This is a genomic window from Acidaminobacter sp. QWL-03 (assembly GCF_058683855.1).
Genome location: NZ_CM178752.1, coordinates 3,427,781 through 3,446,143, shown reverse-complemented (window position 1 = coordinate 3,446,143; position 18,363 = coordinate 3,427,781). Strand labels below are relative to the sequence as shown.

Sequence of the window (18,363 nt, the reverse complement as noted above, 5' to 3'; positions counted from 1 at the left end):
AAATTTAACAAAAGGGAAGTGACGCTGATGCGGCGAAGGTTTTAAACCGACTCATGCCGTACCAATTTCACTTCCCTTATGAAACAAGCCTATCGTTCTCTTCTGTTTAGTTCCTTCAGCACCTCTTCAACTGCGACGCCTTTTTCCCGCATCAACACCAGGCTGTGGAAGAGCAGATCTGTCAATTCGCCTACCAGCTCAGGCCTATTCTCGTTTTTTGAGGCAATAATGACCTCGGCCGCCTCTTCACCTACTTTTTTGAGGATTTTATCGAGGCCTTTGTCAAAGAGATACGTCGTATAAGAGCCTTCAGGCCGCTCTTTGTAACGCCCGTCAATGACCTTTACGAGCTTCGCGACGCCCGTGCCAATATTGCTGGATTCCCCAAGGGTCTCAAAACAGCTCTCTGCACCAGTATGGCAGGTAGGGCCCGCAGGATTCGCCAAAACCAGCAGTGCGTCAGCATCACAGTCCTCAGCCAAGGCGACGACTTCAAGGACATTGCCGCTGCTTTCGCCCTTTTTCCAGAGCCGGGAACGACTTCTGGAGTAGAACCAGACAACCCCTTCCTCCTTGGTTTTGCTTAAAGCTTCTTCATTCATGTAGCCGAGCATCAGCACCTTTCCGGTGGCTGCATTCTGTATAATGGCAGGGATCAACCCCTGGACGTCAAATTTTAATGACTTCATGGTTTAATTTCCTCCCTGTTCTGCAGCTTCTGTGGCTGCTCTGTCAAACCTATGGTCCAGTGGCCTGACCGCGACACCGCGACTCAACAGATAGCTTTTCAGATCTCCTATGGATATATCCCCATAGTGGAACACAGAGGCTGCAAGAATGCCATCGACATCCGCCACCCGTGCGGCTTCCTCAAAATGCTCCAGAGCACCTGCGCCGCCGGAGGCAATGACCGGGACGTTGACTGCGGCAGTGACTTGCTTCAGGAACTCAACATCATAGCCTTTCCTGACGCCATCCTGATCAATGGAATTGACCACAACTTCACCTGCTCCGAGGGCAACACCTTGCTTGATCCACTCCAGCGCAGACATGCCAGTGGTTTCCCGGCCGCCTTTAACGACGACTTCCCATCGATCAGGCCCCATTTTGCTGACGTCTACAGAGAGCACCACACACTGGGCGCCAAATTTTAGGGCTGCTTCACGGATGAGCTCCGGCCTACGAACGGCTGCGGTATTGACTGACACTTTATCCGCACCCGCCATCAGTACGCGCGTGAAATCCTCAACCGTCGCTATACCGCCCCCTACTGTCAACGGTATATTGACCACTTTCGAAACCCTTCGAACCACCTCGTCAAAGATCCCACGATCCTCAGCACTGGCAGTAATATCATAAAAAACCAGTTCATCCGCGCCTTCCTTACAGTAACGGTCAGCGAGCACCACCGGATCCTCTACATCTTCTATAGCCTGAAACCGCTTGCCTTTAACGACGCGACCCTGACGGACGTCGAGACAGGGAATGATTCTCTTTGCCAGCATGCTTACACCTCCTCGCAGCGCCTGATTTCCAGCGCGCCTTCGTAAATGGCTTTTCCGACTATAGCATCTTCAACGCCAACAGCTTTAAGCGCTTCGAGATCTTCGAGCTTGGAGATGCCGCCGGAGCCAATCAAAATGCCAAAGTAGACCTCTCTCATTTTTCTGTAGGCTTCCACATTAGGGCCCTTCATGGCACCGTCACGGGCTATATCCGTGTGAACCACCGCTGCGACGCCAAGCCGCTGTGCCTTTTCCGCCAGCTCAACTGCTGTGATCTTCTCTGTGTCCAGCCAACCGCGGGTCGCCACGTAACCGTCACGGGCATCAATCGACAAGACGATCTTGTCTCCGAACCGCGCCAGCACCGCTTCGAGAAATGGGGTATCCAGAGCCCCGGACGTCCCCAAAATGGCCTTATCCGCCCCTGCCTCAAACACCGCCTCGAGATCTTCCATGGTGCGAATACCTCCGCCAAATTGCATCGGTACGCCTGACGCCGCTTTAATGCCGCGAATCAGTGCTTTCATATCTTCGGTAATACAGCCTTCCACGCTGCCGTCGAGATTGACAACATGAAGCCGCTGTGCGCCCTTTTCCTTCAAATCCTTTGCGACTGCCACAGGGTCCGCATTGTAGACCGTCTTCTGGCCAAAATCACCTTGAAACAGCCGGACGCAAGCGCCGCCGCTGATATCTATTGCCGGATAAATTCTCATTGTGTACCTCCCATCAAGACCGCCAGGACCTGACGGATTAAAAATTCACCAACGGCACCGCTCTTTTCAGGGTGGAACTGCATGCCGACAATACTGCCTTTTCGAATCAGTCCGGGTACTTTGACGCCGTATGGACTTGAGAGAATGATGTCCTGGTCGTCGCCGCCCGCCAGGTAATACGAGTGCACATAATAGGCGTAGGCGTCTTCCGGGAGACCATCGGCCACCGGATCCTGAGATTCTTTGACCAGTCTGTTCCAGCCCATGTGGGGCACTTTGAGGCCCATAGTCTCATCAAACTTCACAAAACGGCCCTTCAAGAGCCCAAGGCCCTCCCAGTCGCCGTCCTCCTCACTGGCTTCAAACATCAGCTGCATGCCCAGACAGATGCCCAGGAGCGGCCGCCCTTCGCGTACGCGCTGCTGGATCACCCGGTCAATGCCGGTGCTCCTGAGCTTGTCTATGGCGTCTTTGAATGCGCCCACGCCGGGCAAAATGGAGAGCTCGGCATTTAGAATAACGTCGTGGTCCGCCGTGAGAACCGCTGGAATTTCCAGGCGCTCAAAGGCATTTATCAGATTCTGAATATTGCCCACGCCATAATCAATAATGGCGATTGGTTTTCGTAATTCTACTGCTTGATCATTCATGCTTTTGCCTCCAACTCTTTAATCTAACATGCCCTTGGTTGACGGCACACTGGTGTCGCCTTCCTGGACCGTGGCCGCATCTCTCAGCGCCAAGGCAAAAGCCTTGAACTGAGCCTCCACCATGTGGTGTGTATTGCCCGGGGTCATTATCCTGAAGTGCAGGCACATGCCGGCCTTGTCCGCAAGGCCCTTGAAAAATTCCCGGACGCTTTCTGTGGCCAAGGTCCCCAGCATTTGAGACGGATAAACCGCGTCATAGCCTAAATAAGCGCGCCCGCTGAGATCAATGGCACACAGGGCAAGGACCTCGTCCATGGGCACTATGCGGTCTGCAAAGCGCTGAATGCCCGCCTTGCTGCCTAGGGCCTCCTTCAGAGCCATGCCAAAAGCCATACCCACGTCTTCTGCGGTATGGTGGCAGTCCACTTCCAGATCCCCCTTGACCTCAATCATCAGGTTCATCCGTCCGTGCTTTGCGATTTGGTATAGCATATGATCCAGGAAAGGCAGCCCAGTATCAATTTTCGAGGGCGCCTGTGAATCCAGAGTCAGTTTCAACTGGATTTTCGTTTCGGATGTATCTCGCTTGACTTCGCCTACTCGCATGAAGCCATGACCTCCTTCAGGATGCTGAGGACAGCATCATTATTCTCTTTTTTGCCGATGGTAACTCGAAAATACGCCCCAAGGCCGTCCTTCTCCCCGAAAAATCGGAGATTGAAGCCTCTTGACTCAACTACACTCTGAATTCGGGATACCCATTCCGGCTTCGTCCGAATCAAGATAAAATTGGTTTCAGACACCAGCGGCTCCATGCCGCGGATCTGACTAAGCACGCTGAAAACTCTGTCGCGTTCTGCACGAATCAGGGCAACCTGCGCCTCCATAACTGACGGATTTTTAAGTGCGAACGCGCCCAGCGCCTGCGACACCGCCGTCACGTTGTAGGGCATCCTTACCCGGTTGAGTGCAGCGGCATTTGCCTCCGAAGTCAGGGCATAGCCCACTCTCAGCGCTGCGAGACCGAAGGCTTTGGAAAGCGTTCTCAGAAGGATCAGCTTGTCCTGATATTGGGGAAGCTGATCAAGGAAGGTGTTCAGTCCAAATTCGGTGTAGGCTTCATCAAGGACTACTATTCCGGAGACCTTTTCAATCACCTTTTCAACGAAAGGCGCCGTCAGTGTCTCACCGGTAGGATTGTTGGGATTACATAGGAAAACCAGACTGGGCTGTTCCTCTTCCAGACATGCCATAAAAGCAGCCTGGTTAAGTTTCAAATCTTCATCCGGCAAGGTTTGAATATAGACTGCTTTTCTGATCTCAGTCATAACACGGTATTCTACAAAGGTCGGACCATGGGATAAAACTTTTTCTCCGGGTGAGACAAACGCCTCGACGCACATTTTGATGAGCTCGTCTGATCCATTGCCGCAGACAATGCCATTCAGTGGCCAATCGGTGTAATCGCTGACCGCCTGCCGGAGTTCAAGGGCGTCTTCATCCGGATACTCGTTGAGCCTGAGGCCGCCAATAGCAGCCGCAAGGTCATCGAGCCGGCGTTCGTAGGGGTTTTCATTGGCATGAAGGCGGATCATGGCTTCAGATTCTTTCTCTTCGTGACTGATGCCGCATGGGCGTCCAGGCCCTCGAGCCGCGCGAAGTGCTCGACATCTGAAGCTTCCTTCATAAAAGCTTCTTTGGTGTATTCAAGATAGGAGAAGCGGGTCATGAAGTCATAGACCCCAAGGGGTGATGAAAATCTCGCTGTCCCGTTGGTTGGCAAGGTGTGGTTCGTGCCTGCGTAATAGTCCCCCAAGGCTTCCGGTGTGTAGCTGCCCAGGAAGACGGACCCTGCGTAGTTCACTTTATCGAGCAGCGCGCGAGGATTTTCGACCATCAGTTCCAAATGTTCAGGGGCTATGACATCAGAGACCAGGCAGGCGTCTTCAAGATCATCACAAAGCACCACCAGCAGATTGGCCGCCGAAACCGAAGCAATGTCTCGTTTGGGAAGGGTCTCAAGCTGCCTGTCGAGAGCTGCTTTCAACCGCTCCGGCAAGCTCTCGTCCGTAGTCAGAACCACGAGGCCGGCACGCTCGTCGTGCTCTGCCTGTGCCAGCAGGTCTGCCGCCACCAGCTCTGGGTCTGCCGTCTGGTCTGCAATAATCAGGACCTCGCTTGGTCCGGCGATCATATCTATGGCGATCTGACCGCTGACCTGACGCTTGGCTTCAGCCACGTACTGGTTGCCCGGTCCCGCGATCTTATCACAAGGTGCTATTGTTTCTGTACCGTTGGCGCAAGCCGCGACAGCTTGAGCACCGCCAACAGCGTAAATCTCCTTGATGCCCAGAATTCCAGCTGCCGCGAGTACGTAAGGATTCACGGAACCCTCTTTGGACGGCGGTGTAAAAATGGCAATTTCGGGGACACCCGCCACTTGGGCAGGAATAGCGTTCATCAGCACTGTGGACGGATAGGCTGCCTTACCACCCGGAATGTAGAGCCCCACACGTCTGAGCGGTACAATGCGCTGACCCAGGGAGACGCCTGGTCTTGGCTGAATCTCATAGCCTTTTTCGAGCTGTTTTTCGTGATAGGTCCTGAGATGTGCCACAGCTGTTTTGAGAACTCTCAGGTCCTCCTGGGTGACTTGATCCCGCATAGCGGCTTCTATGGTCTCGTCAGAAATGCGAAGGCTTTGGAGCTTGACGCCGTCCAGTTTCTCGGTCCATGCCATCAAGGCGGCATCCCCTCGTGCTTTGACATCCTCTATGATCTTACTGACAGAACTCCGAACCTCCTCAGAGGTCTCGGTTGTTCTGCGTACAATCGCTCCGATAGATGCGGCTGCGGACCCTTTCTCAAAATTAATGATGTTCATTTGCTCGTTCCCCTTTTCTCCGCGGCCTCAAGATCGTTTAAGAGGTCCATCATCCGTTCGTTCATCAGCTTGAAGGAGACCCGGTTGGCAATCAGCACAGACGAAATCTGTCCGACCGTTTCCAGGACAACCAGATCGTTTTCTTCCAGTGTTTTTCCAGTTTCGACTATGTCGAGGATACAATCGGCTAAGTTCACTATAGGTGCCAGCTCAACCGAGCCGGACAGGAAGAGGATCTCACCCTTGATGCCCTTCTCTTCAAGCACGTCTCTCGCCCGTTTAGGATATTTTGTGGCCACGCGCACGAAGCTGCGATCCGACAGGTTGAAGCCCCTGAAACCGGCAATACACATGCGGCATCTTCCTATAGGGAGATATCTGAGCTCATACCCGTCAAAGCTCCGTTCGTATAAAATATCATTCCCGAGTACCCCCAGATCAGCGGCGGCTCTTTCCACATAAGTCGTGACATCATCTGCTTTGACTGAAATCAGACTAATCCTTCCTGAGGTATCCACGTGCTCGAGCTTGCGGTTGTTAAGATCTGCGAACTCGTAACCCGCTTCTTTGAGGAGCGCGATCAGCTGTTCTTTGACTCGCCCTTTTGAGACGGCAATTTTAAGTGGTTTCATGGATTTGACTCCTCCTTTTCCCGTTGATTTCGAGCTGGTTCAGCAGCTTTTGAACGTTGCTTCTGCGGCTTTCATTCATGCGCTGATCGAAAACCACAGCGTCATCACCTTCAACCGACAACACAAATTTTGCAGATTTGCACTCCGGCTGTTCAAAGGTGTCGCTGATGCTGGTTTTGAGTTTAACCAGCACGACACTGTAGTCCCTGTCCCTGAGCGCAGCAGCGATCTGCAGGGCATCGCCCGGATCATCTGTATCACAGAGGACTGCGTAATCGAACTGTGCCGGGACGTTGAGCGGCGTGTGCATGGTTTTCATCCACTCCACCACATTGGCTGTGTTGAAGGAGATGCCGCAAGCCACTTCGACGCCATTCATGCCGTCATATCGTCCCCCGGTGACGAGGGCTTTGCCTGTGCGCTGGCTGAAAATCCTGTAGATGTTTCCGGAATAATATCTGAATTCATTGCCGCCCTGACTTAAATCCAACTGAATTTTTGTCAAACCTAGATTTTCGAGAAGTTTGTACAAGGATTTCAGAGCACTCAGTTCTGCCTGGCAGGCATCGCCAAAACGTGTCGAGGTTGCTTTTGCAAAGACTGCCTTGAAGTCACCGAACAACCCTGGGAGCTGACTCAGAAATAGGCTTTCATCTTCCGGGAGCTCAGAGCTTTCCAGAAAAGCGCTCAGAGCGGTCAATCTTTTTTCCTCAATCAGGTTCATCATGGTCTCTACCGCTTCCGGAGACAATTCCACCATTTCGGAGATCGCTCTGAAAAAGCTGGAGTTTCCAATTTCAAAGCGCAGGTCAGAAATTGGGATTCCCACCGTTTCGAGGACGTCCAGCGCCAGCCGGATGACCTCAACATCCCCTGCCGGGCCCAGGTCGGCATAATTTTCGCAGCCCAGCTGAAGGATCTCGTCAATGCCGCCGCCCTGGCCATACCGAAAGACCTTTGAATTATATGAGATTCGTCTGAGGGGCGTCCCTTCCGGAAGCTTGAGGGTCATGGAGGCACAGCTCATGGTGTTGTCAATTTTCAGGCATCCTATAGCCCCGGAAGGTTCGATCAGCTTCACCAGCCTCTTCGTCAAAGCAGGAGGAAGATCCTGGTAGCGCGACCAGTCTTCAATGGCCGGCGGGTCAATTTCATCATAGCCATAAAGTCTTGACCACTTTCTGAAACTGGCGGTCAATGTTCTCAAATATGCGTAGTCTTCATACAGATAGTGCATAAATCTCATAGTTACGCCTCCTAGCGAAAATAAAAAAGCCACCCGAAAACCGGGTGGCAGTTTGTTGATTCAATCTCACCACCGCGGACGCTCAATCGTATTAAACGACGAATAGAGCTTGCAACGCGCGGTGTCTTAAACCTGCATACAAACTCTAGAACGTATGATGATGATGGATGCTGTTGTATGGGTTTAAAACCTGGGGTGTCATAATAACCTCTCCTGAATCACAATTTGAATCCGGCTTAAACGTCTTGCCGGCAGAAAGGAAAGATAGCCTTCCCCTCAACCGAGGCCGGAATTAATGAATTGAATAGACTTTAACACACAATAATTATTCAGTCAACAGGCTTTTTATAATATTCTTACGATTTTGAAACATTTCCTACTCACCTAAATAAGCCTTGAGAACAACATCGTTTTTCCGCAAACTATCCGCAGTCCCTTCAACCATGATTTGACCAGTCTCGATCAGGTAGCCTCTGTCTGCAATTCTCAGGACCTTGTTTGCGTTCTGTTCAACGACAAGAACCGTGATCCCCTGCTGATTCAGCTCTTTGATCAGCGAAAAGCAATAGTTGACCATTATGGGCATTAATCCCATGGATACCTCGTCAATCAATAACAATCTGGGCTCAAGAATCAACGCTCTGCTGATCGCAAGAATTTGCTGCTCTCCGCCGCTCATGGTTCTGGCCAGCTGATTGCGCCTTTCTGACAGCTTTGGAAACATGTCGTAGGCTTTCTCAAGATTTTTTTTGATCTGAGTCTTATCTTTGATTTTATAGGCACCCATTTTCAAGTTTTCTTCGACCGTCAGATCACCAAATATTCGCCGGCCTTCTGGAACGTAACCTATCCCAAGCTCCGCTCTCTTCCAGGCAGGATAATCTGTTATATCCTCACCTTCATAGAACAATTTGCCGTTTTTTATTTTTACCAAGCCCATCATAGCCTTGATCAGAGTTGATTTTCCGGCACCATTGGCACCAATGACACTGACCAACTCTCCTTGCTTCACTTCCAAAGATACTTTCTTGATAACCTCCATCTGGCCATAAAAGATTTCCGCGTCCTGGAGCTTAAGCATCCTCATCATCCTCCCCTAAATAGGCTTCAATGACTTGAGGATTTTCCTGAATTTCTTTAGGCAATCCTTCCGCAATTTTCTTGCCGAAATTTAGAACAACCAGCCGGTCACTGACCTTCATTGAGATTGGCAGATTGTGCTCAATCAGCATGATGGTTGTCCCTTGTTCTTTCAAGTAAAAGACCAGATCTATGACCTCGCCTATAGCGTAATTGCTGAGCCCTGCACAAGGCTCATCCAGCATCAGAAGCTTAGGGTTGATCGCCAGCGCCCTTGCAATTTCGAGTCTTCTCAAATACCCCAGACTGACTTCAGACGCCTTTTTATCCTTAACATCGAGGAGCTGCACGCGCTCCAGAATTTCAAGTGCCTGATCCACCACCACGGGAGAATGACTTTTAGCGAAGAGGTGCTTAAATCCCTTATTGTATTCTATGCCCAAAGCTGCGACGACATTATCCAGCAAAGAAATGTCTCTGAGGGGCTTGGAAATCTGAAACGTACGGGCGACACCCATCCGCGCGATTTCAAAAGGCTTCTTCCCTTGGATCTCCTGTCCGTTCAAGAGAATTTGACCCTCAGTAGGCTCGTACACACCGCAAATGCAGTTAAACATTGTCGTTTTTCCGGCGCCATTCGGACCAATGACACCTAGAGTTTCTTTCTCCTTAAGGCTAAGATCGATGCCATCTATGGCTTTCAAGCCGCCAAAATACATTTTTAAACCTTTAACGGTTAGCATGTCCCCCATATCAGCTCACCACACTTTTCTTGCGCCCTTTGCCAAAAAGCGCTTCGAATTTATTTGCCAGAAAACTGCCTTTCCCGACGATGCCCTGAGGTTGAAACAGCATCATCAAAACCAGGAGACCCCCATAGACAATCATGCGGTAATCCGAAATGAATCGAAACAGTTCTGGTGCAATTCCCAGAATTATAGCGCCTACTATTGGTCCACGGATGGTGCCAATGCCGCCTATGACCACCATGGATAAAATCGAGATCGATACGAGAAACGCAAAATCGCTTGAGTAAATGAAGGTCATGTAATGGGCGTAAACACCGCCAGCTAAGCCAGCTACTGCGGTTCCAACCGCAAAGGCGAGCACTTTGAATTTTACAATATTAACACCGAGAGAGGACGCTGCCGCCTCATCATTTCTTATACTTGCAAGCGCTAAGCCAAACCATGACTTTTCGATGGTTCTCATGAATATGATCATGGCGACAATCATTGCGCCTACAAGGACCAAAAACATTAGATTATCCATTTTGATACCAAACAGACTGGGTTTGGAAACGGACATACCGAGTGAAGCACCAAATATTGGTGCATACTGGAAAATGGCGACAACAACAAAGTTGATGCCGATGGTCGTGATCGCCAAGAAATCCTCCTTAACACGCATGCTGGCAAGCCCGAGCAACGCGCCGATCAACCCAGTCACAACAAATGCTATGGGAAGACTCAGCCAGAAATTCACTCCGAGGGTACTGGTCAACACTGCTGAGGTATAAGCACCAATCCCGAAAAATGCCGCGTGCCCAATAGATGACTGTCCGGCATATCCGGCTATAATGTTCAGGCTGAGTGCCAAGAGCACAAAAATCCCAATATTTGTGGCCACTACTATTGCATACATACAGTCACCCCCTAAATTGAATTTTTTCTGCTGATCAGACCCGTTGGTTTTACAAGCAATATTGTGATTAGGACAAGAAAGGCTATCGCGTCTCTAGGTATGACGGATCCGACATAAGCAGAGATTAAAGTTTCTGAAAGTCCAATGACAAGTCCGGCGGCAATGGTGCCAATTGGATTTCCAAGTCCGCCTAAAACAATAATAGCCAGCATTTTATAAGACGGGATGTCTCCCATGGTTGGGTAGATGGAGCTGTAGAGTACACCTATCATCATCCCCGCCGCGGATGCGAAACCATACCCCATAATATAACTCAATGCCATGACCTTGTGGATATTGACGCCCATAGTTTCAGCGATTTCGGTATCCCCTGCCGTTGCCCGCCATGCAAGTCCAAGCTTGGTTTTATTTAAAACAAACCAAAGCAATAAGAGTAAAATCGCCGTCATAATAATGATCACTATCCATTCAGGATTTATGACAATTTTTCCGAGATTAATCACCGAAAATGGCAGAATTACACCAAAATCCTTAATTTCCGGACCGACCAGCAGTCTGATAAAGTCTCCGGTAAAAATGAAAATCCCAACACTGGTTATCAGCGGAACTATAGGAATGATATTGGGTTTGTTGAGTATTGGTGTATAAATGAACTTTTGAATGAGCACGCCAATCGCGCCAGTGAGGGCCATTGACAGGAAAAAGGCGACTGCCAGATTGCCGGTAGTTGCGTAAATTACCCAGCCGAGGTACGCACCGACCACATACGCCGCAGCATTCGCAATATCCAGAATGCGTAAAATCCCATAGATTAATGTCCCTCCCATTGCAGTCAGGGCATAGACACAGCCAATCATGAAACCGTTTATGATTTGTTGAAGCAGCAAGGATATCACATCCTTTCGAAAAATGTGGTCTGTTTACTGAAGGCGCGCCGCTGGCGCGCCTTCAGTCACCTATTGATCATTTGGTTTAGTTATGGTTTTTCCTCACCACTAGTCTCTGATAATTGCGTCATCCGTAATTTCATTGTAGTAGTGGAATTCGCCGTCCTTTACAATCTGAATCTGTACCGGCTTGACCGCAACTCTGGATGGCGCGTATTCAATCAATCTGCCTGTGACAGTTTCAAAGTCCTTCAACTCTTTGATGGCATCTCTCATAGTGACCGGATCAGTGCCAACTTCAGCGATAACCTTAAACAAGGTCTCAAAGGCGTCATAAGTAGAAGCGCCGACCATATCCGGCTGCATATTGTAAGCCGCTTTATAACCTGCGATGTAATTCTTGACTGCATCACTTTCACTGTCTCTGTTCATGTTTGTTGTAATGATGACACCTTCGGCGTCTTCTTTCGCAACTTCCAGGAACTGATAAGAGTCAATGCCCTCAGTTCCAAGAATTTGAACATCCAGACCGAGGCGCTTGGATTGTCTTGCAATCTCCGTTCCGTGAGAAGGATAGCATGCAATGTAAAGCAGGTCCGGTTTTACGGTTTCCTTAATTTTTGTCAGCACCGGAGAAAACTCAGTTTCAGGCATACCGAAGGTATCCATTGACACTATTTCTGCGCCGTTTGCTTCGGCATAGGCAGTGAACGCCTCAGATAAGGTTTTGCCAAAGTCAATGTCTACAGCCAGTATCGAAATTCTCTTGGCACCCAGCATATCCACAGCTACAACGCCGCCAGCCCGACCTTGCACAGCTCCGGAAAAGGACTGCGAGAAGACGAAGTCACCTGAACCCGTGACATCCGGGTGAATCGCATAGGCAGATAGCATAGGCATGCCGGCCTCTTGGAAAATAGGCGCTGCTACACGAGTTGGTCCGCTATAGCTGCCGCTGACAACAGCAACGACATTGTCTTTTGTTGTAAGTTTTTGCGCAATGTTGACTGCTTGCTTAGTGTCCAAGCCATCATCATACTTGACGAGTTCGACAGGTCTTCCATTGATCCCGCCGCCGTCATTAATAAGCTTGACGGCAAGTTCAGCGGACTGTGTCGCACTTTTGCCATCTGACGCTGCAGCACCTGTTACAGGCGCAAAAAAGCCAATTCGGATTGGTTCTGAGCTTTCAGCAGGTGCCGCGGGTTCACTGCTCGGTTCTTCTGCTGCCGGTGTTTCTGCGGGCTTAGAGCATCCAAACATCGAGACCCCAAGTATGACGACAAGCGAGATCAAGAGCCAGGTTTTAAATCTTTTTTTCATAATCGTTCCTCCCCATTCTAATTAATAAGTAGCAGTAAACCTTATTGCAAGTTGCGTGCCACAACTTTTCATTTGTCTAAAAACTTCAACAATTCAGCAAAATCAGCACTTGAAGTGCCTATCACAAAAAACGAAAAGCATCGTTATGCGCATAAATTTTATACGCTATAACGATGCAACAGCTTGATGCTCAGTTAAATTTTATGCGATAAGCGCATAAAATTTATGCGTCTTGATCAACATCTATTCCGTCCGCTCAATCCCAAGACGTTTTATTCTATAGACCAAACTTTGTCGGATGATTCCCAAATCCCTCGATGCTGCTGTCAGATTCCCGTTACGACGTTTTAATGCCATGAGAATCATGGAGCGCTCTACATTATTCAAAGCATCATTCAAGTGCAGTGGTTCTTCAACAGAGGATTCCGACACCTTTTCAGAAAATCTGTGTATAAGATGATCCGGCAGGTGACGAACCTCAAGAATTAGATCTGTTTCATCGGAACGCACCATTAAATTTTCGACAACATGCTCCAGTTCCCTGATATTTCCCGGCCATGAGTATGCTTGCAATGCTGCACTCAGTTCTTCCGACACAGTACTGATCCTTCTTCCGACTAATCCGTTGTATTTCTTGATGTAATGGCATATCAGACTCTTCAATTCGTCTTTCTTTGCCCTCAAAGGAAGTAAGTAAAGACTTAAGCCTGCAACGCGAAAATATAAATCCTGTCTAAGGTTTCCATCTCTTATTGAGATTTCAGGGTCCACATTCATGGCACAGATCACACGACATTTAAGCGAGATCAGATTTGTCCCGCCAACTCGGTTAAATTTCCGTTCTTGCAGCACCCTCAACAGTTTTGTCTGCATACTGATGGGCATAGAATTAAGCTCATCCAAAAATACCGTCCCGCTGCCCGCCTCTTCAAACAAACCGGATTTATCAAGAGCGCCTGTGAACGCACCCTTCGTTGTGCCGAACAGAATGCCTTCCAGCAGCGTTTCGGGTATGGCGGCACAGTTGATCCCAATAAACGGCTTCGTCCCTCTGCTGCTGTAATTATGGATACTTTGAGCGTAAAGCTCCTTTCCGGTGCCGGTCTCACCAATTATGAGTATGTTGGATTCCAGCACCGCCATTGCCTTGGCTTCATTCACAGTTTTTATGGTGGTATTTCCTTCCCCAATAATATCGCTGAAAGTATAATGCGTGCCATTATTAAGCGGCGTTCGCAGGGAAGACAAAGCATGCGTCTTTGACAGAAGCATGCCTGTGTCATCCTCAGCCTCTCGGGCAGCAAAAAAGCGCTTTTTCAATTCAATGGTTTCATCCAATAACTCCCTGAGCTTAGTGTCATTTCTGCAAATTGAGAAGACACCTAATCGCTCGTCGTCTTTGACAAGCGGGAAAGTACTGTAGGATGTAAAGAGCGGCCTGCCATTTTTATAGACATGAGCGCTAAACCGATCCAGCAGCGGCACAGCACTATTGAATACTTGACGATGCTCCGATTGGGCTGGATCCTTATACCCATAGGCATCCCATATGTATTTTCCAACCATTTGACTGCGACTGCGTTCTTCAAGCTGCTCCATTGCACGATTGTAGAGTACGATTTTTCCTTCAAAATCAGAAATTACCACACCATCATTGACTTGATCCAGCGCTGTCTCAAGACAATAACTTTTTGTGGCAGAATAATTAAAATCACTGGGCCTCTGAAGGCTAATGACCGTATGACACGGATCAGCGTCACTTATTTTTGTCACTCCGATCAGGTACTGATGTCCCTCTGGATCATGTAACGCCACAACCTGATCAACGGTTAGGTCAATCTCGTATGGGAAAAATTCTTTAAACGTTCTCCCAGTTGTGTCAAAAAACGTTTTAACGGCTTGATTCATCCATAATAGACGCTGCTTATCGTCCAGAATAATAATACCGGCTCCAAATGGCGTAAGCAATTTTCCTAATGTCTCTGCCTGCATGACCATCCCCACTTTTTAACGCTTCAGCTTTTCATTATAAAAACGGCGCACCCTCCCAAACTCCTCCGGTGCGCCATTTCCACAGTCCTCTTCAGGTCCGAATTATTTCTTTTTAGTCGGTGAAATATGAATCGCAGCGTCCGTAACATTGAGTACCGCTTCATGAAGCGCTTCTGCCAAAGTTGGATGCGCGTGAATGGATTGTCCGATCGCATGGACGTCCATATGCTGATCAATCGCCAGTGAGGCCTCATGAATCAAATCAGAGGCGTGAGGTCCCATGATGTGCACACCAAGAATTTTCAGTGTGGCAGCATCCGCGATCACTTTGACGAAGCCGTCCGTTTCACCCATGGATAATGCTTTTCCATTCGCGACGAAATTGAATTTTCCGGTTTTAATCTCGTACCCTTTAGCTGCCGCCTGCTCTTCCGTAAGACCTGCGTAGGCAATCTGAGGGTCAATAAAAATACAGTCCGGAACCGTGGAACCGTGCTTAGGCGCTTCACCAGTTGCAATGGCTTCAACACAGGCAATGCCATGATGGGATGCCACGTGTGCCAGCATGACGCCGCCCAGTACATCTCCAATCGCATAGATGTTCGGTACATTCGTCTGAAACTTGTTGTCTACCGGGATTCCGGTACCGTCGAAAATGACGCCGGCAGCCTCAAGGTTAAGACCATCCACAAATGCTCTTCTGCCAACTGCCATTAAAATAACGTCTGCTTCAACCTCAATAGTCTCACCTTTTTTGTTGGTGGCGATCATTAAGAGTCCGGTCTCTGTCTTTTTAATCTCCTTGGCACGCGCGCCGTCATGCAGCTTAAGTCCGCGCTTCTTGAGAATTGGCGGAAGTCGTTTGACAATGTCCTTGTCAATGCGCTTCAGAAGTGTCGATGATATGACCGTGACTTCAGAGCCGAAGGAATTGTAGATGGAAGCGAATTCCATGCCTATAACGCCGCTGCCTGCAACGACCATGCGCTTTGGAAGCTCTCTGAGCTCCAGAAGCTGATCGCTGTCAATAACACCTGGCAAATCGTTGCCCGGGACTGGTGGGGACGAAGGCACTGAACCAGTGGCTATGATGACGTTTTTAGCCTTGACCAGTTCCGTTGTACCGTCATGCAGTTTTACTTCAACAGCGTCAGCACTTTTGAAGGCAGCAAAGCCTCTCATGATCAGTACACCGTTGTCTTCCACGACTTTGTCCGTTCCCTTGACCAACTGGTCTACAACACTGGCTTTGCGGTCCATAACACGGCCCATGTCCATTTTGTAACCATCCACGGTAATGCCAAAGCTTTCTGCGTGTGCGAACTTATCCATAAGCTGCGCGTTGGCGTAAAGTGCTTTGGTCGGGATACAGCCACGGTTCAGACACGTGCCGCCAAGACGGTCCGCTTCGACAAGTGCGACCTCCATACCGAGTTGCGCTGCGCGAATAGCAGCAACATAACCGCCCGGACCGCCGCCTATGATCAACAAATCTTTTTCCATGAGGTGCCTCCTTAAAATTTCGTTTGATTAAATACCATATGCTATAATAATATCAGAAAATTTTAATAATGCGAGCTGTCTGTAGTTATGGATTTTATACAAAGATAAAAAACTGCCGCCGGAAAGGGGATGTTTTATCATGAAAGAATTCGTTCCTGAAATTCAGGGAAATTTGAGAAAACATATAATTAAAGTCCCGGAAGCCATATACAAAGTCAGTGGCATCAAAATCTTTGGGAAACGCATTAAATCGCTGGTTTTTTCAACAGATGTCGCTATCATCAAAAATTGCAACGCGGATGCTGTCATTGCCGTCTACCCCTTCACACCTCAGCCCGTCATCACGCACGCCATCATCACAGCATCAGATGTGCCTGTCTTCAGCGGCGTCGGCGGCGGTACAACGACGGGGAAGCGCGTCATAAACCTCGCCATGGATGCTGAATTTCAGGGTGCCATGGGCGTCGTCGTCAACGCACCGACCACAAATGAGATCATCAGAGCGCTTCGCGATCGAATTGACATTCCCGTCGTCGTCACGGTCGTCTCAGAAAAAACAGACATTGAAGCCAGAATTAACGCCGGCGCCACCATCCTGAATGTGTCAGGCGCGTCGAAAACCGCCGAGATCGTCCGGATGATCCGTCAAAAGTATCCGGAGATGCCAATTATCGCAACCGGCGGACCAACGGAGGAAGATATTTTGAGAACCATCGAAGCCGGAGCAAACGCCATTACCTTTACACCACCCAGCAACGGCGAAATTTTCAAAGAAATCATGATTAAATACAGGAATCAAGACGACATCTTTTAATGTCACCGACACATAACATTGATTGAATTTTCAACACCAAATTAAATAATACCACTGACAAAAGGCACCCCTTGCGGCGTGCCTTTTTCAAGTGACATCGACATTGTCCGCCAGAACCCGCTCACCACGCGGATCTGGAGACTCACTCTCTATGCGGCTTTTGCCTCATCCATGTCCGGCACTCTCATGAGCAATATGCCCCCAATGATAAACAGCAATATAATGCTGAAAACGCCGTTGTTGGTGCGCCCAGTCATTTGGGTCACAAAGCCAACGAGAAATGGTCCCATGATCGCGGCAAACTTACCAAAGATATTGTAGAAGCCAAAAAATTCATTGGCCTGTTCCTTTGGTACCAATTTTCCAAAATAAGAACGGCTGAGTGCTTGAATCCCACCCTGAGACGTTCCCACCATCATAGCGAGAATCCAGAAGTCCAGGACCGAATCCAGGAAGTAGGCGTAAATACAAATCACAGTATAAGTAATTATGCCGACAAAGAGCATTCTTTTACAGCCGAACCGCTCCGCCAACTTCCCATAGAGAAGCGCGAAGGGAAACGCCACAAATTGCGTTGCGAGTAAGATGACCAGCAGGTTCATGGCATCTATGCCCAGGTCTGAGCCATAGGAGGTCGCCATTTTAATAATGGTATCCACGCCATCAATGTAGAAAAAGTAGGCAATCAAAAAGGTAAACAAGTTATTGTGCGCTCTGATATTGGAAAAGGTCTTTGCAATCCGCCTAAAGCTTCTCGAGACGGGTTTTGACTCAATAGGAATACCGTGGACCTGGTGGACATTTTTAATAAGCGGCAGGGTAAACACGCCCCACCAAAGCGCGGTGATGATGAAGGAAATTCTGAACGCAGCCCCAATGGACAATGGCAGCCAACTCATCTGGGCACCTACAACCACCGCCATGCACAGAATAAACGGGATCGTGCTTCCAATATAGCCCATTGCGAAGCCCGTTGTTGAAACGCGGTCCATGCGTTCGGCCGGCGTGATGTCCACCAGGAAGGCATCATAGAAAACGTTCGCCCCGGAGAAACCTATCGCCGTCAATATATAGACCACCAACAGCCCCCACCAATAAGATTCGGGAATGAGCGACAAAAATGCTGTCGCTGCGATTCCAATCAGTACGAAGGTCACAAAAAATCGCTTTTTGAGTCCCATGTAATCCGCGATCGTACCCAGTACCGGCGCCAGCAGTGCCAAAATCAGCGTCGCAATTGAATTGGCGTAGCCCCAGTAAGCGGTTGAGGTTGTCGCCGATCCCACATTTTCAAATACCATTTTGAAATAGAGCGGCATGATGGTCGATGTAATGGTCATACTATAGGCGCTGTTGGCCCAGTCATAAAACGCCCAGCTTTTTTCTATCTTTGTCAGCCTCATCATAGGCGATCCCCTCTCTCAATTTCCACAGCCCATAGGACAGAATCAGCGGCGCACTTCAAATTTCTTATGAACTTTGGAACT

General features: G+C 49.1%; 18 protein-coding genes. 1 reads left to right on the top strand and 17 read right to left on the bottom strand.

Annotated features, from left to right (window positions below; translation table 11 throughout):
* Window positions 1-89: 89 nt before the first annotated feature.
* From hisIE to lpdA, 16 genes are all read right to left on the bottom strand, one after another.
* Window positions 90-689, bottom strand: coding sequence for a bifunctional phosphoribosyl-AMP cyclohydrolase/phosphoribosyl-ATP diphosphatase HisIE (hisIE, locus tag AC4PHM_RS15930; RefSeq protein ID WP_492018704.1), 600 nt, complete (start codon window positions 687-689; stop codon window positions 90-92).
* 3 nt (window positions 690-692) lie between these two features.
* Window positions 693-1,505 (bottom strand): imidazole glycerol phosphate synthase subunit HisF, encoded by an 813-nt coding sequence (gene hisF, locus AC4PHM_RS15925; RefSeq protein ID WP_492018703.1) that lies wholly within the window; start codon window positions 1,503-1,505, stop codon window positions 693-695.
* Window positions 1,506-1,507: 2 nt separating this feature from the next.
* Window positions 1,508-2,221, bottom strand: coding sequence for a 1-(5-phosphoribosyl)-5-[(5-phosphoribosylamino)methylideneamino]imidazole-4-carboxamide isomerase (gene hisA / locus AC4PHM_RS15920; protein WP_492018702.1), 714 nt, complete (start codon window positions 2,219-2,221; stop codon window positions 1,508-1,510).
* Window positions 2,218-2,871 (bottom strand): imidazole glycerol phosphate synthase subunit HisH, encoded by a 654-nt coding sequence (hisH, locus tag AC4PHM_RS15915; RefSeq protein ID WP_492018701.1) that lies wholly within the window; start codon window positions 2,869-2,871, stop codon window positions 2,218-2,220. Before hisH ends, hisA begins: the two co-directional genes overlap by 4 nt.
* 18 nt (window positions 2,872-2,889) lie before the next feature.
* Window positions 2,890-3,477 carry an imidazoleglycerol-phosphate dehydratase HisB gene (gene hisB / locus AC4PHM_RS15910; RefSeq protein WP_492018700.1) on the bottom strand — a complete coding sequence of 196 codons (588 nt, stop codon included), beginning with the start codon at window positions 3,475-3,477 and terminating at the stop codon, window positions 2,890-2,892.
* A complete protein-coding gene (gene hisC, locus AC4PHM_RS15905; protein WP_492018699.1) occupies window positions 3,468-4,466 on the bottom strand; it encodes a histidinol-phosphate transaminase in 999 nt (332 codons plus the stop codon). Before hisC ends, hisB begins: the two co-directional genes overlap by 10 nt.
* Window positions 4,463-5,755, bottom strand: a complete 1,293-nt coding sequence (gene hisD / locus AC4PHM_RS15900) for a histidinol dehydrogenase (protein ID WP_492018698.1) — start codon at window positions 5,753-5,755, stop codon at window positions 4,463-4,465. The genes hisC and hisD overlap by 4 nt, the downstream gene beginning before the upstream one ends.
* Entirely contained in the window at window positions 5,752-6,387 is a 636-nt protein-coding gene (hisG, locus tag AC4PHM_RS15895) for an ATP phosphoribosyltransferase (protein WP_492018697.1), read from the bottom strand. The genes hisD and hisG overlap by 4 nt, the downstream gene beginning before the upstream one ends.
* Window positions 6,374-7,633, bottom strand: a complete 1,260-nt coding sequence (locus AC4PHM_RS15890; RefSeq protein ID WP_492018696.1) for an ATP phosphoribosyltransferase regulatory subunit — start codon at window positions 7,631-7,633, stop codon at window positions 6,374-6,376. The genes hisG and AC4PHM_RS15890 overlap by 14 nt, the downstream gene beginning before the upstream one ends.
* A gap of 376 nt (window positions 7,634-8,009) precedes the next feature.
* On the bottom strand, window positions 8,010-8,714 hold the full coding sequence (locus tag AC4PHM_RS15885) for an ABC transporter ATP-binding protein (protein ID WP_492018695.1): 705 nt from the start codon (window positions 8,712-8,714) through the stop codon (window positions 8,010-8,012).
* Window positions 8,707-9,456, bottom strand: a complete 750-nt coding sequence (locus AC4PHM_RS15880; protein WP_492018694.1) for an ABC transporter ATP-binding protein — start codon at window positions 9,454-9,456, stop codon at window positions 8,707-8,709. Before AC4PHM_RS15880 ends, AC4PHM_RS15885 begins: the two co-directional genes overlap by 8 nt.
* 10 nt (window positions 9,457-9,466) lie before the next feature.
* Window positions 9,467-10,357: a branched-chain amino acid ABC transporter permease gene (locus AC4PHM_RS15875; protein ID WP_492018693.1), complete on the bottom strand. Its 891-nt coding sequence runs from the start codon at window positions 10,355-10,357 to the stop codon at window positions 9,467-9,469.
* 11 nt (window positions 10,358-10,368) lie between these two features.
* Window positions 10,369-11,244: a branched-chain amino acid ABC transporter permease gene (locus tag AC4PHM_RS15870; protein WP_492018692.1), complete on the bottom strand. Its 876-nt coding sequence runs from the start codon at window positions 11,242-11,244 to the stop codon at window positions 10,369-10,371.
* A gap of 108 nt (window positions 11,245-11,352) precedes the next feature.
* Window positions 11,353-12,567 (bottom strand): ABC transporter substrate-binding protein, encoded by a 1,215-nt coding sequence (locus AC4PHM_RS15865; protein ID WP_492018691.1) that lies wholly within the window; start codon window positions 12,565-12,567, stop codon window positions 11,353-11,355.
* Between the two features lie 243 nt (window positions 12,568-12,810).
* Window positions 12,811-14,559 (bottom strand): sigma-54 interaction domain-containing protein, encoded by a 1,749-nt coding sequence (locus tag AC4PHM_RS15860; protein WP_492018690.1) that lies wholly within the window; start codon window positions 14,557-14,559, stop codon window positions 12,811-12,813.
* Between the two features lie 102 nt (window positions 14,560-14,661).
* Entirely contained in the window at window positions 14,662-16,062 is a 1,401-nt protein-coding gene (gene lpdA, locus AC4PHM_RS15855) for a dihydrolipoyl dehydrogenase (RefSeq protein ID WP_492018689.1), read from the bottom strand.
* Between the two features lie 139 nt (window positions 16,063-16,201).
* On the opposite strand from lpdA, the gene AC4PHM_RS15850 reads away from it, so the two are divergent.
* Entirely contained in the window at window positions 16,202-16,876 is a 675-nt protein-coding gene (locus AC4PHM_RS15850; protein WP_291401783.1) for a beta/alpha barrel domain-containing protein, read from the top strand.
* Window positions 16,877-17,025: 149 nt separating this feature from the next.
* On the opposite strand, the gene AC4PHM_RS15845 is transcribed toward AC4PHM_RS15850, so the two are convergent.
* On the bottom strand, window positions 17,026-18,282 hold the full coding sequence (locus AC4PHM_RS15845; RefSeq protein WP_492018688.1) for an MFS transporter: 1,257 nt from the start codon (window positions 18,280-18,282) through the stop codon (window positions 17,026-17,028).
* Window positions 18,283-18,363: the final 81 nt, after the last annotated feature.